General features: G+C 62.8%; 11 protein-coding genes. 7 read left to right on the top strand and 4 right to left on the bottom strand.

The features are described 5' to 3' along the window. The first annotated feature begins 15 nt into the window (after nucleotides 1-15). From RE429_RS22250 to RE429_RS22225, 6 genes are all read left to right on the top strand, one after another. A complete protein-coding gene (locus RE429_RS22250) occupies nucleotides 16-1002 on the top strand; it encodes a 2-hydroxyacid dehydrogenase (protein ID WP_414475504.1) in 987 nt (328 codons plus the stop codon). Between the two features lie 46 nt (nucleotides 1003-1048). Next, entirely contained in the window at nucleotides 1049-2488 is a 1440-nt protein-coding gene (locus RE429_RS22245) for an aldehyde dehydrogenase (RefSeq protein ID WP_414475503.1), read from the top strand. Between the two features lie 83 nt (nucleotides 2489-2571). Then, on the top strand, nucleotides 2572-4182 hold the full coding sequence (locus tag RE429_RS22240; RefSeq protein WP_414475502.1) for a thiamine pyrophosphate-binding protein: 1611 nt from the start codon (nucleotides 2572-2574) through the stop codon (nucleotides 4180-4182). Between the two features lie 6 nt (nucleotides 4183-4188). Then, nucleotides 4189-4971, top strand: a complete 783-nt coding sequence (locus RE429_RS22235) for an SDR family NAD(P)-dependent oxidoreductase (RefSeq protein ID WP_414475501.1) — start codon at nucleotides 4189-4191, stop codon at nucleotides 4969-4971. Between the two features lie 29 nt (nucleotides 4972-5000). Beyond that, entirely contained in the window at nucleotides 5001-6167 is a 1167-nt protein-coding gene (locus RE429_RS22230; RefSeq protein ID WP_414475500.1) for an acyl-CoA dehydrogenase family protein, read from the top strand. A gap of 5 nt (nucleotides 6168-6172) precedes the next feature. Beyond that, nucleotides 6173-7417, top strand: a complete 1245-nt coding sequence (locus RE429_RS22225; protein ID WP_414475885.1) for a CaiB/BaiF CoA transferase family protein — start codon at nucleotides 6173-6175, stop codon at nucleotides 7415-7417. Between the two features lie 72 nt (nucleotides 7418-7489). On the opposite strand, the gene RE429_RS22220 is transcribed toward RE429_RS22225, so the two are convergent. The 3 genes from RE429_RS22220 to RE429_RS22210 are packed head-to-tail and all read right to left on the bottom strand — an operon-like array spanning nucleotide 7490 to nucleotide 10363. Further along, complete coding sequence (locus RE429_RS22220; protein WP_414475499.1) at nucleotides 7490-8602, bottom strand: Ldh family oxidoreductase; 1113 nt, start codon at nucleotides 8600-8602, stop codon at nucleotides 7490-7492. A 40-nt stretch (nucleotides 8603-8642) separates the two neighbouring features. Beyond that, a complete protein-coding gene (locus RE429_RS22215) occupies nucleotides 8643-9563 on the bottom strand; it encodes an amidohydrolase family protein (RefSeq protein ID WP_414475498.1) in 921 nt (306 codons plus the stop codon). Further along, entirely contained in the window at nucleotides 9560-10363 is an 804-nt protein-coding gene (locus RE429_RS22210) for an HpcH/HpaI aldolase family protein (RefSeq protein ID WP_414475497.1), read from the bottom strand. Before RE429_RS22210 ends, RE429_RS22215 begins: the two co-directional genes overlap by 4 nt. A 469-nt stretch (nucleotides 10364-10832) precedes the next feature. Here RE429_RS22210 and RE429_RS22205 point away from each other — a divergent pair, with 469 nt between their 5' ends. After that, on the top strand, nucleotides 10833-11846 hold the full coding sequence (locus RE429_RS22205; protein ID WP_414475496.1) for an ABC transporter substrate-binding protein: 1014 nt from the start codon (nucleotides 10833-10835) through the stop codon (nucleotides 11844-11846). 235 nt (nucleotides 11847-12081) lie between these two features. Here RE429_RS22205 and RE429_RS22200 read toward each other — a convergent pair whose 3' ends face one another. Further along, on the bottom strand, nucleotides 12082-13056 hold the full coding sequence (locus tag RE429_RS22200; RefSeq protein ID WP_414475495.1) for a quinone oxidoreductase family protein: 975 nt from the start codon (nucleotides 13054-13056) through the stop codon (nucleotides 12082-12084). Between the last annotated feature and the right edge of the window lie 184 nt (nucleotides 13057-13240).

Here is a 13240-nt window from a genome sequence, read left to right as displayed (position 1 = left end):
GCAGGGGCCTGAATAATGACGACGGTGACAATCGGCATCATCGACCCGTTCCACCAAAAGAGCATCGAGACAATCGAGGCTGCAATCCCGGCCGAATGGCGACTCAGCATCGCCAAAGGACAGAATATCGACGAGAAGGCGCGAGCACTTGGTGAGGCGGATATCGTCTTCGTGATGGCTGCGCCGATGCCTGCCTCGCTCATCGATGCGGCACCGCGCCTGAGGTTCATTCAGAAGCTCGGGGCCGGTATCGACCGGATCGATCTCGACCAATGTGCTGCACGCGGAATTGGCTTGGCGCGCCTCCAGGCCGGGAACTCGATACCCGTGGCAGAGCATACCCTTCTCCTGATGCTCGCCGCGTGCCGGCGTCTTCCGCTGCTCGATCGGCAGACGCGCGCGGGCGGATGGGACAAGGAGGCAGCGCGCGGAGTGAGCCGGCAGATCAACGGCAAGACTGTCGGGATTGTCGGCTTCGGCGCGATCGGACAGGCTGTCGCCAAGCTGCTCACGGGCTTCGGTGCGAACATCCTCTACTACGATCCACGGCGGGCCGGTTCCGAGCTCGAGAGGGAATTGCAGGTGACTTACGTATCCCTCGACGAGTTGACCGCGCAGTCGGACATCGTGTCCCTCCATCTCCCGCTGATGAAGGAGACGGCTAAGGTTTTCGACGCAGGACGTCTTGCCGCAATGAAGCCTGGATCGATCCTGATCAACTGCGCCCGCGGCGGTCTCGTCGACGAGACCGCTCTGCACGATGCGCTCGTCGGAGGACACATTTTTTCGGCCGGAATCGACGCCTTCGAGCAGGAGCCGCCGGTCGGGAGCCCGTTGCTCCTTCTCGATCAGACCATCGTCACTCCGCACACCGCCGGTGGCACGATCGACAATTTCAAGCCCGTCGTGGAGCGGGCGGTGCGCAACACCCAGCTCTTCCTCTCCGGAGAGGATATCCTTGCACAGGATTTGGTGCTGGCCCCGCGCCGGTCGGCAGCGTGACGTCATGACGATGGAAGGCTCCACGGTGGTCAAGAGGAAAAACGGCATGGGTCTGCATCCCTTCATGATCGGCAACCGGTGGCGTGAAGGCCAGGGGACGCCGTTCGCCACGGTGAATCCCAGCGACGGGACCGAGGTTGCCCGGATTGCCGGTGCGGCCCCTGCGGATATCGATGACGCTGTGAAGGCGGCACGCGCGGCTTTGAACGACCCGGCCTGGGCCGGGTTGAGACACCATGAGCGTGCTGCCCTGCTCTACCGCATGGCGGACCTTGTGGCCGCGAACGCCGGGCATCTTGCACGCGTGCAGATGGAAGACAACGGCAAGACTTTTGCGGAGTGTCTGTCCCAGGCGAAGAGCGCCGCCGCCACGTTCCGCTACTACGGCGCGGCCTGCGAGACTTTCGAAGGCGAACTCACGACCCAGCGTGGCCCCAGTGTCACGATGACCGTCTACGAGCCTGTCGGAGTGATCGCTGCGATCACGCCCTGGAACTCGCCGCTGACGCTTGAAGCGCAGAAGCTCGCTCCCATTCTTGCCGCCGGAAACACCGTCGTTCTCAAACCATCGGAGGTGACGCCCCGCATCGCGCTCGAGTATGCGCGGCTTGCCATCGAGGCCGGGTTCCCGTCGGGCGTCATGAATGTCGTGACCGGCGCAGCCGATGTGGGGCGCGCCATGGTCGAGCATACCGGCATTGACATGGTGAGTTTCACCGGAGGAACGGCCGCCGGACGTGCCATCGCGGCGGCGGCTGGACAGCGGCTCAAGCCGGTTGTGCTCGAACTCGGCGGCAAGTCGCCTCACATCGTCTTTGCCGATGCGGATCTCAAGAAGGCGCCGAAGGGCGTGGCCGACGGGATCTTCTCGGGCGGAGGCCAATCCTGCATCGCCGGATCCCGCGTTTTCGTGGAAGCATCGATCTTCCAGACCTTCATGGAGGCCTTCCAGACGGCCGCCCGGGACTACACGCTGGGGGCACCCGACAACCCTTCGACCCGAATGGGCCCGATGGTGAGCTTCAACCATCGTGAACACGTCGCCCGGGCTGTTGAACTCGCCCGCGAGGAGGGGGCGCAGATCCTCGTCGGCGGCGATCTGCCGACCGGGGAGGCATTCAAGAACGGCGCTTACTATCCGGCGACCGTCATCAGCGGCGTCACAAACCAGTCACGGGTCTGCCAGCAGGAGATTTTCGGGCCCGTCGCCGTCGTCCTGCCGTTCGAGAGCGAGAGCGATCTGATCGAGCAGGCCAACGACACGGAATTCGGTCTCGCAGCCGGCCTCTGGACGAGTGACTTCGCGAAAGCCTGGCGCGTGGCGCGGGCGATTCAGGCCGGAACGGTCTGGATCAACACCTACAAGGAAACATCGATTTCGACTCCCTTCGGCGGCTTCAAGCAGAGCGGGCTTGGTCGCGAGAAGGGGCTCGACGGCATGCGAACCTACATGGAGCCGAAAGGCCTCTATTGGCACGTGGGCTGATGCAGCCGGCCTGCCGGTCACAAAAAATCTTACACATCTGCCCGCTTGAGGAAGCGGGGCGCAAAATTTCGGGAGGATTATGAATGTCGACGACCGTTGAAGTCATGGCCGATGCTTTCAAGGAAGCCGGCACGCCATTTCTCGTAGGTCATCCGGGTGGCGAGTCCGTCGAGCTGATGGAGGCTGCGCGCCAGCGCGACATGCGCTTCATCCTGATGAAGCAGGAAACGGCCGGCGCGATGCTCGCGGCGACCTGGGGCGAGATCACGGGCTCTCCGGGCGTCTGCCTCTCGACGCGCGGCCCCGGCGCGGCGAACATGGTGAACGGCGCCGCACACGCGTTTCTCGACCGTGCTCCTCTCATCCTTCTCACGGACCGCTATTCGCAGCCCGCTCACGAAGTCGGTCTGCGGCAGCGCATCGACCAACTCGCAGTCTATGCGCCCCTCGTCAAATGGGGAACGACGGTCGATGCGCGGACGATCCGCCAGCAGCTTCGCCGTGCGATGCGCACGGCGACGGCGCCCGCCCCTGGGCCGGTGCAGTTCGACATTCCTCAAAGCGAGACAACCAAGGAGGCCACGCCGCTCCTGGCCGAGCCGCCATTGATGCCGAACCTTCTTTATCCGGAGCCGGATGCGGCAGCCCTGAAGCCGATCGTCGATCGGGTGCGGGCTGCCCGCAAGCCGATCATCCTCGCAGGTCTCGGGATACTGTGGGACAGAGCGTCGGGCGAACTCGTCGCGCTCGCCGAGCAACTCGGTGCGCCGGTTCTCGTCACGTCCAAGTGCAAGGGGGCCATCCCGGAGGATCATCCTCTGCGCGCCGGCTGCATCATCGGCGGCCTGATCGAGCGCAAGCTCGTGAGCGAAGCGGACCTGATCATCACGGTCGGTCTGGACGGCGTCGAGTTGCAGCCCAAGGCCTGGCCCTACACGACACCTCTCGTGGCCCTGTCCAGCACTCCGTCTCTTGACGCACTCGTCCCGGCCGAGATCGAGGCGATCGGTGACCTGAAGGTTCTCCTGAACAAGATCACCGACCTATGCGCGGGTGGAAGCAACTGGGGCGAGCGGGCCGCGTCCGTTTTCCGCCAGGATGTCACCGATGCTCTCAATACCCCGAGCAGGGGGTTGTCGCCGCAACGGGCGATGGAGGTTGCGCGCGCCATCCTGCCGCGTGACACCATCGCGACCTGCGACGCCGGTGCAAGCCGTCTCCTGGTCGTGCAGAAATGGCAATCCTACGGACCGCGCGAGTTCCTGACCTCCAACGGCCTCGGCTCGATGGGATATGCGGTTCCCGGCGCATTGGCCGCGCGCCTTGCTCATCCGAACCGCCCGGTCGTCGCCTTCACCGGAGACGGTGGTTTCCTGATGGCCGTCGCCGAGCTCCAGACGGCAGTTCGCGAAAACCTGCCCATCATCGTCGTCGTTCTCGACGATCAGCAGATCGGGTTGATCCGCGTGAAGCAGGAAATCAAGGGCCTTCCGCTGCACGGTGTCGGGGTCGGCGGCTGCGATTGGGAGAAGGTGGCCCAGGGCTTCGGAGCGGACGGTGTCACGGTCGATACGGAGAACGGCTTGCAGGATGCGCTCGGTGCCGCCCTGAAAACCGGCCGGACGACGGTGATCGGCGTCAGGATCGACGGCTCCGGCTATGTCGAACAGTTCAACGCCCTGCGCGAGCTCTGATCGGCGATGCTGATCGATCTCACCGGCAGAACCGCAATCGTCACCGGGGGCAGCGAAGGTCTCGGCAAGGCGATTGCGGCCCGTCTCGCGAGGTCGGGCGCACACGTGGTCGTCCTGGCCCGGCGCGAGGACGTGGTGAATATCGCCGTCCAGGACATGCGCCGGGAGGCGGTCGGTCAGGTCGTAGGGCATGCCTGCGACGTGACCGACGACCGCCGCGTGGAGGAGGTTGTCGCCGCAACCGTTGCCGAGTTCGGCGCGGTCGACATCCTCGTCAACAACGCGGGCAGCTCAAGCCGCAGCCCTTTCGAGGGGCTGAGCCGAGACGGCATGATCGCCGACATGGACCTGAAGCTCTTCGCGGCCGTCAACCTCGCCCAGAAGGTCGTGCCGGGCATGAAGGAGAGGCGCTGGGGGCGGATCATCAACGTGGTCAGCGCCAACGGAAAAGCTCCGAAGGCCGCCAGTGCTCCGACCACCTTGAGCCGATCCGCCGGAATGACCCTGACGAAGGTCATGTCCCAGGAGCTCGCGCCCTGGAACATCCTCGTCAACGCTCTCTGCGTCGGCATCATCAAGAGCGGGCAGTGGGAGCGTCGGCACAGGCGCGATGCACCGGACATGCCTTTCGAAAAATACCTTGAGCCGCATGCGCGACCGGTGCCGCTCGGACGGTTCGGGGAGCCTGAGGAGTTCGCCAATGTGGCCTGTTTCCTCGCATCGGATGCCGCATCCTACGTGACCGGGACAGCCATCAATGTCGATGGCGGCCTATGTCCGGTCACCTGAACATTCAAACAAAGGGGGATCATGTCGTCATGAATTTCGAACTCACCGCCGAGCAGCGCAGCATCGTCGGCACCATTCGTGAGGTCACGCAGGGCGAGTTCAAGGGGCGAGCCCAGCGTTATATGGACGGCAGCTTCCCGTGGGAGAATATCCGCCGCCTGGCGGAAATCGGGGTTCTCGGCATGGCGGTGCCCGAGGAATACGGCGGCTCGGGCATGAACGTCTTCGATACGGCGCTGGTGCTCGAGGAAATCGCCAAGGGATGTTACGTCACCGCGATGGCGGTCCTCGGCGAAGTGGGGTCGCAGACCCGCATCATCGCGACATATGCTCCCGAAGCGTTCAAACGGCGCATCCTGCCGGCCGTTTGCAGCGGCGACGCGATCCTGGCGATCTGCATGACCGAGCCGCACGCGGGAACGGACGTCGCCAACTATCGCACCAACACCACCATCAAGGGTGACAAGGCCATCGTGAAGGGCGTGAAGACGCTCATCAGCCGCGTGGATGAGGCCGCCGCGTTCGTCATTTTCAGCCGTATCGACAATCAGCCAGGACGCGAGGGCATCGGCTGCGTCCTCATCGAGAAAGGCACCCCGGGACTTGAGATCACGGCCCGCTATCACACGATGGGCGGCGAGAACCTGGCGGAAGTGCAGTTCAACGATTGCGAGATCCCTCTCGAGAACGTGGTGATCCGGGAGGATGGCTTCCGCAAGCTTCTCTCCGCCTTCAACACGCAGCGCTGCCTCAACCCCAGCATCTCGCTCGGACTGGCCGAGGGTGCGTTCGAGGAATCGGTGCGCTATGTCCGGGAGCGTACGGCCTTCGGTCGGCGGATCGGCGACTTCCAGGGAATGCGCTGGAAGCTTGCCGAGATGTATCGTGACATCGAGGTCGGGCGCAGCGTCCTCTACCGGGCCTGTGCCAGCGCGAACCCGTTTCCGGATCCGCACCAGGCTGCACTTGCCAAGATGTATTGCAACGAGATGTCCATCCGCGTGACCAGCGAGGCCATCCAGGTCCATGGCGGATACGGCTTCACGGACGAGTACGCGGTATCGAGACTCTATCGCGGCGCGCGTTACGGCACTCTCGGCGGGGGCACGACGGAAACGCTCAAGGATCTCGTCGGCAAGAGGATCATGGCCGATTTCGATGAGGTAGACGGTTTTCTGGGAATGGGAACGTTCTGATGAGCATGGCACACGGCAATGCTGGAGTCGAGGCCCAAGCGTCGGCGGTGCCGGCTCACCAGGGCTATCCCTTCTCCGGTCTGGTGGTCCTCGATCTGTCCCACATCTACAATGGCCCTTACGCCACCTTCCTCATGGCGATGGCCGGAGCCGAGGTCATCAAGATCGAGCCGCATGGCGGCGAGCATCTCCGGGTGCGCGCCGCTCTCGGCGGAGCGGCTCTGCCGTTCGCCATGCTGAACGGCAACAAGAAATCGGTGACGCTCGATCTGAAGTCGAAGCGCGGACGCGAGCTTTTTCTGCAGATGATCCGCTCAGCGGATGTGCTCGTGGAGAATTTCGCTCCGGGCGTGACAGAGCGGCTCGGCATCGGCCCCGAGGTGCTGCGGGCCGAAAACCCAAGCCTGATCTACGCCTCCAGCACCGGCTACGGGCGCTCGGGGCCCTATCGCGATTATCCGGCGATGGACATTACCGTGCAGGCGATGTCCGGCATCATGAGCATCACCGGCTTTCCTGACAGCCCGCCGGTGAAGTCCGGTCCTGCGCTCTGCGACTTCTTCGCCGGCATCCATCTCTATGCCGGTATCGCCACGGCGTTGTATGAGCGGGAAAAGACCGGGCGTGGGCGCCTCGTCGAGGTTTCGATGCAGGAGGCCGTCTATGCGTCGTTGAGCTCCAATCTTGCGCTCTATCACGGTAGCGGCGGCGAGGTGCCGGTGCGCACCGGCAACCGGCATGGAGGATTGGCGGAGGCTCCTTACAACGTCTACCCGACCAGTGACGGACATGTCGCCATCATCTGCAACAACAACCGTCACTTTCATGCGCTGCTCAACGCGATGGGCCGCGAGGATCTGCAAGACGATCCCCGTTTCCAGGATCTCAAGTCGCGAGTGGCGCATATCGACGAAATCGATGAGCTCGTCGCCGATTGGACGCGGCGGCACACGAAGACCGAGCTTGTCGAGCGGCTCCTCGCCCATCGTGTTCCTCACGCGCCGGTTCGCGACCTGAGTGAGGTCGTCAACGATCCGCACATGCACGCCCGTGGGAGCCTGCAATGGATCAATCATCCGCAATACGGCCGCATGGTCGTGCAGAACAGCCCGATCCGGTACGAGGGAGTGACGCCCATGCCTCTCGAGCCGAGCAGCGCGCTTGGGGCCCAGAACAGCGAGGTCTTCCGCGAGAGGCTGGGTCTGTCGGAACAGGAATTCGAAGAGCTTCGCCGTGAGGGCGTGATCTGATCTCGGAGTTCGGGAAGAAGCTTCCATAGGGAGGGGTGGCGACACATCGTCACCACCCCTTCATCGTCATGCTCAAAGTTCTACAGGGCCATCAACGACCAAGAGGGGAGGCTGCCCGGCCTTGGCGGCCTCCTTCTGAAGCGCCGCGATGTCGATGGCGTTGTAGGGAATGCCTGTGCGCTCGCGCGTGGCTTCGAGGCGGGATTCCATTTCGCCCGGCATCAGGATCTCGTCGAAACCTTCAGCCTTGGGGCAATCGTGCACGCGCCGGACGAGCGTATCCATCCGATGGCGGAACTCCTCCCGAGTGACGAACAGGTCCGGTTTGATCGCGAGGAAGAAGTGACCGACATCCTGGGGGCGGTCGAACACCTCGAACTGATTGGCGACGTCTCCGGCATAGGCGGCTCCGGACAGGACCCCGCCGAGGACGTCCATCAGCATGGATAGGGCCGAGCCCTTCGGGCCGCCGATCGGCAGCACGACCCCGCCGTTGAGGGCCGCGTTGGGATCGGTCGTCGCGCGGCCGTCGGCATCGAGGGCGTAGCCGAGAGGGATTTCCTGACCGAGCTTCGCCGCACGCCGGATCTTGCCGCGGGCAGCGACGGCCGGCGACATGTCGAGAACATACGGCACCTCGGATCCACCCGGAACGCCGGCGGCAAGAGGGCTGGTGCCGAGCAGGGCCTGACGGCCACCCCAGGGCGGCATGGCCGGCGAAGCATTCGTAAAGACGAGCGAGATGAACCCGGCCTCGACCGCCTGCAACACGTAGCAGGCGGCCATCCCGAAATGGGTGCTGCGTCGCGCGGAAACGAGGCCGATGCCGAACTCCCGCGCCATCTCGATCGCTTCGGCCATCGCGCGGGAGGCGACCACGAACCCGAAGGCATTCTGGCCGTCGAGAAGGCCCGCAACAGGGGTCACCTTCTGCAGGGAAAGCGACGGCTTCGCATTGATCAGCCCACTGCGCACACGCTTGAGGTAGTGGGGGAGGTATTGCAGTCCATGGGTATCGACGCCGCGCAGGTCGGCCCTGACGAGGCAGTCCGCGACTGTTCTCGCATCCTCCTCAGGCAAACCATTGGCCACCAGAATGCGCGCCGCGAAGGCTCTCGCATCATCGGCCTTCGCATAGAGCCGGCCGGGGTGCGGATTGGTCTGCGTCGCTGCGGCGGTTGTCATGGCATGTCTCTCTCGTTGGCTAAAGTGCGGGGAACTGGCGCTAGAACCCGTAGAGGCGGGCAGGGTTCTCGACGAGAATCCGCCTCATCAGATCGGCGTCGCCCATCCAGGCGTTGAGCCTGTTCAAGGCGAGGCCGTCGTCATCGGTATGAAACGGCTCCATGCGGTTCGGATCCCGTGCGATCCCCGGTCTCGCGCCGGGATGAGGCCAGTCGCTCCCCCACAGGAGACGTTCGGGATTCGCGCTTGCCAGGATCTTTGCGATCTCGCCGGCATCCGCATGGTCCGGCAGGTCGGAAATGCGGCGCGGCGCCGAGAGTTTCACATAGGCTTTCCCCGAATGCATCAGGGAAAGCAGAGCTGCGAGGTGCGGCTGGTCCGGGCCCTTCGCGCCCCTGATCCGTGCGAAGTGATCGAACACAACCGGCACGGGAAGACCGGAGATGACGTCGTGCAAGGCAGCGATGACGCCCAGATCGGCATAGATCTGGATATGCCAGCCCAAGGGGGCCGCCTGCGCAGCGGTCTCCTCGAGATGTCTGCGCGCCGCTAGAGGGTCGGTCACGCCTGCCGTCTCGAGGTTGATCCGAAGACCGCGGATACCCGCCTCCTGCAAGTCGTGCAGCGTTTCCGCCGAAGCCCTGGCATCGACGACTGCCACACCTCGGGCCTTGCCGCCCAGCTGGCGCAGGGCGTCGAGCATACAGGAGTTGTCGGTCCCATAGGGACTCGGCTGCACGATCACGACGCGATCAAGCCCTAACGTCCGCTGATGGGCAATCAAATCCGCGAGAAGGGCTGCCCCCGGCATGTAGAGCCGGTCATGAGACAGGCGGAAGCGGTCATGGGGGCCAAAGACATGGACATGGCAGTCGCATGCGCCTGCCGGAACATCGAAGTCAGGCCTGGTATGCTCCACCCCGAGCACGGGACCGGTCGCAGTATTGGGCAATGCGCTCACGGCTGGAGTTCCGCGACCTGGCGTGCGCGCTGCGTCGCCGCTCCAAGCAGGAAAGCCAGGTCCGTGCCCGTCGACACATATCTGGCGCCCATCTGCACGAATTCGGCCACAAGATCCTGGCGCGACGAGAGGCCTCCGACGCCTGCATGCTTGCCGTGCTTGCGGCAGGCGGCGATGGTCCGCTCGTATGCCTCGCGGACCTTGGGGTGATCGAACTGGCCCGCCACATCCATGTCGGCCATCAGGTCGTTGGTCCCGATCAGGACGAGATCCACCCCCGCGACCGCCATGATCTCCTCCGCATTCAGAACTGCCTCGGCGGACTCGAACTGCACGATGACCATGGTAGCCTCGTTCATGGCCGCGAAGGCCTGGGCCGCCGGGAAGGAGCGGAACTGGAGATGCGGCAATCCTCCCGAAACGCCGCGCTGACCCAGCGGAGGGAACTTTGCGGCATTGACAATGGCGCGGGCCTCGTCGGCGGTCCTAACGTCCGGCGCGATCACGCCCATTGCACCGCCGTCCAGGGCACGGGCGATGTATTCGGGCCTATTGGCGGGAAGTCGCACGAAGGGAGCGATCCCCGCTTCGAGCGCCATCATGCAGATCTGGCCGGTGGTGTCGAAGCTGAAGCTCGAATGTTCGAGATCGACATAAATCGCGTCGAAGCCTGCGGTCTTCGCGATTCGGACGATCTCGACCCCCCTGACCAGACGCGCGGTCATCGAGGAGACCACCTCGCCGCGGGCCAGTTTGCTTCTGAAGTTATTGTGCAGGATGCTTGCAAGATCGGCCGTCATGACATTCTCCCCGAGGCAGGTTTCATTATCGCAAGAAGTGAACCTCTGTCCGGAAACAGGTCCAATCATATCCTCGGGTGAAACTATAAACGGCTTTTATGTGGTCGTGTCGGGGGCTCTTCGTTGATGAACTGGGATTTTATCCCGCTTTACGAAAGCACCAGTTCTCCATCACGAGAGGTTATGCTCTCTGTTCATTTTCTTATTGGACCGTGTTGGAAGTCGGGGGAACACTTCCCGGCAAGAGCCGGAGCCACCGGTACAATTCGGCCGGAGGGAGGATGGAGATGTCTCGAGGGACGTTCGACCTGCATCTGCACGAGGGACAGGGAGCGAGGAGGGCTCAGGCAGCATGTTTCCGGGGAGAGGCTTCTGCCTGATCGGAGCGAGAACCATTGTGCGCCGGAGCTTGCAGCCGTAGCGAAGGTCCCTGCAGAGATCTGTCAAGAGAAAGACAAGAGGAAGAGAGATGATACGCCGCCGCGAATTGATCCTTGGAGCCCTGAGTCTTCCGGCGCTGTCCAAGACCTCCCTCGCTCAAGAAGTGTCAAAGATCACCATCGTGATGCAGCACGGGCTGCCGTATCTGCCGCTGATGGTCATGGACAGCATGAAGCTCGTCGAAAAGAACGTCGGAAAGGCGGGTCTTGCCAATCTCCATATCGACTACAGGACCTTGGGCGGAACCTCGTCACTGATCGATGCGCTTATCAGCGGTCAGATGCAGTTCGGCGTCACGGGTGTCCCGGGATTGGCGACATTGTGGGATAAAACCGTGGGTACCGCCCACGAGGTCCGGGCCCTGTGCGCAGCGCAGTCGATGCCTTACATCCTCGTGACGAACAACTCTGCCGTGAAGTCGGTCGGGGATTTCACCGACAAGGACAAGATCGCTGTTCCGAGCATCAAGGTTTCGGCCCAGGCAGTCTGCCTGCAGATGGCAGCAGCGAAGGAATGGGGCCAAGACCACTATGCGAAGCTCGATCCACTGACGATCACCCGCTCGCACCCGGATGCGGCAATGGCAGTGATGTCGAAATCGAGCGAGATTAACAGCCATTATGCGGCGGCGCCCTTCTACTATCATGAACTCGATACACCAGGCATCCACAGGGTGCTCAGCTCCTACGACACGCTGGGCGGAGCGACGACGAACGGCGTCGTGCTGACGTCGAAAAAATTCTGCGAGGCAAATCCCAAGATAACAGCTGCTGTGTATGAGGCCTTCGCGGAGGCGAATGCCTTCATCAACGCGAACCATGACGCTGCTGCGGAACTCTACATCAAGATGACGAATGAGAAGCGCGCGGTGAAGGACGATATCGTCAAAATGATCGCCGACAAGGATAACGTTTGGACGACGGTGCCGCAGAACTGCATGAAATTCGTCGAATTCATGCGCTCCGTCGGTACGCTCAAGAACACGCCGTCGTCCTGGAAGGACCTGTTCATGCCCAACGCCCATGAGCTTGCAGGAACCTGATGCTAGAGCCTTTCCCATGAACTTCGGTTCATGGAAAAGGCCCCTGTTGTTTGAGAAAGACGCCTTTTCTTCGCAAAACCGGCATCCACTTTTGCCGAAATGGCTCTAGCGCATCGTGCGGGCCCGGCGGGCCGCGCGAGCGAAAAGTGGACCCGGTTTTCACGAACGTGGCCTTCCGGGTCCGCTTAATTATCGACCCGGAAGAGCGATACAGCAACAGACCATTGGCCTGGGCCTATACCGCTAGGATTGTCGATCCGGTCGTTTTGCGTGCCTGTAGATCTCGATGTGCCTCGGCGGCATCCTTCAATGGATAGACCTGGTTAACCTCGATCTTGACCGCACCCGAGAGAACCGCATTGAACAGCTCTTGAGCCATCGCCAGAAGGTCGGAGCGCTTGTCGGTGTACGTTTTCAGAGTAGGGCGTGTGACGTAAAGCGAACCTTTTTGCGCGAGCATGTTGAGATCGACGGGGGCGACGGGTCCGGATGACTGTCCGAACAGCACCATGAGACCGCGCGGCCTGAGGCAGTCGAGCGAGGCCATGAAGGTATCCTTTCCGACGGAGTCATAGACCACCGGCACCATCTCGTTCCCTGTAATCTGCCTCAGCCTCTCAACGAAATTCTCGCGTGTATAGACGATCGGGTAATCGCAGCCGTGGGCTTTCGCGAGTTCAGCTTTCTCATCGCTCCCGACCGTGCCGATAACGGTGGCACCCAGTGATTTCGCCCATTGACAGGCAATCAGGCCGACTCCTCCCGCCGCAGCGTGGAATAGAATCGTATCTCCCGGCTTGACCTGATAGGTCTGCCGGATCAGGTACTGGGCTGTCATTCCCTTGAGCATCATGGCGGCAGCCTGCCCGTCCGAAATGCCGTCCGGCAACACGATCAAGCGGTCTGCCGGCATGATACGCTCCTCGGAATAAGCCCCGAGAGGCCCGCCCGAATACGCGACCCGATCGCCCACCTTCACTTCGGTAACGCCTGGGCCGATGTCCTCGACGAGGCCGACCGCTTCGGTGCCGAGTCCGCTCGGCAGGGGAGCCGGGTTCAGGCCGGAGCGTACATAAATGTCGAGGTAATTTACCCCGACGGCGCGATGCCTGAGCCGCACCTCGCCCGGGCCGGGCTGGCCGACCTCGATCTCCTCCCAGACGAGAACGTCCGTTCCGCCTGTCTGATGGAAGCGAATAGCGTGAGCCATGATGATTTTCCCTTTGGGTTCGACGTTCGGGCTATGCCGGAAACAGGTTGATGGGCTGCGCAATGTTCACGCCGCTCTCTTCGGTGACGCCCGCATGGACAATGAGGCCGTTCAGGCCCCGTCGCAGCGGCGGGGACCTTGGAGGAGAGGAGGGTCTTTTACGGGGAGAGACGTCGGGGGCGTC

The sequence above is a fragment of the Microvirga sp. M2 genome (assembly GCF_047497095.1).
Lineage (GTDB): Bacteria > Pseudomonadota > Alphaproteobacteria > Rhizobiales > Beijerinckiaceae > Microvirga.
The sequence above is the reverse complement of the archived record's forward strand: the minus strand, read 5'-3'. Positions and strand labels throughout refer to the sequence as shown.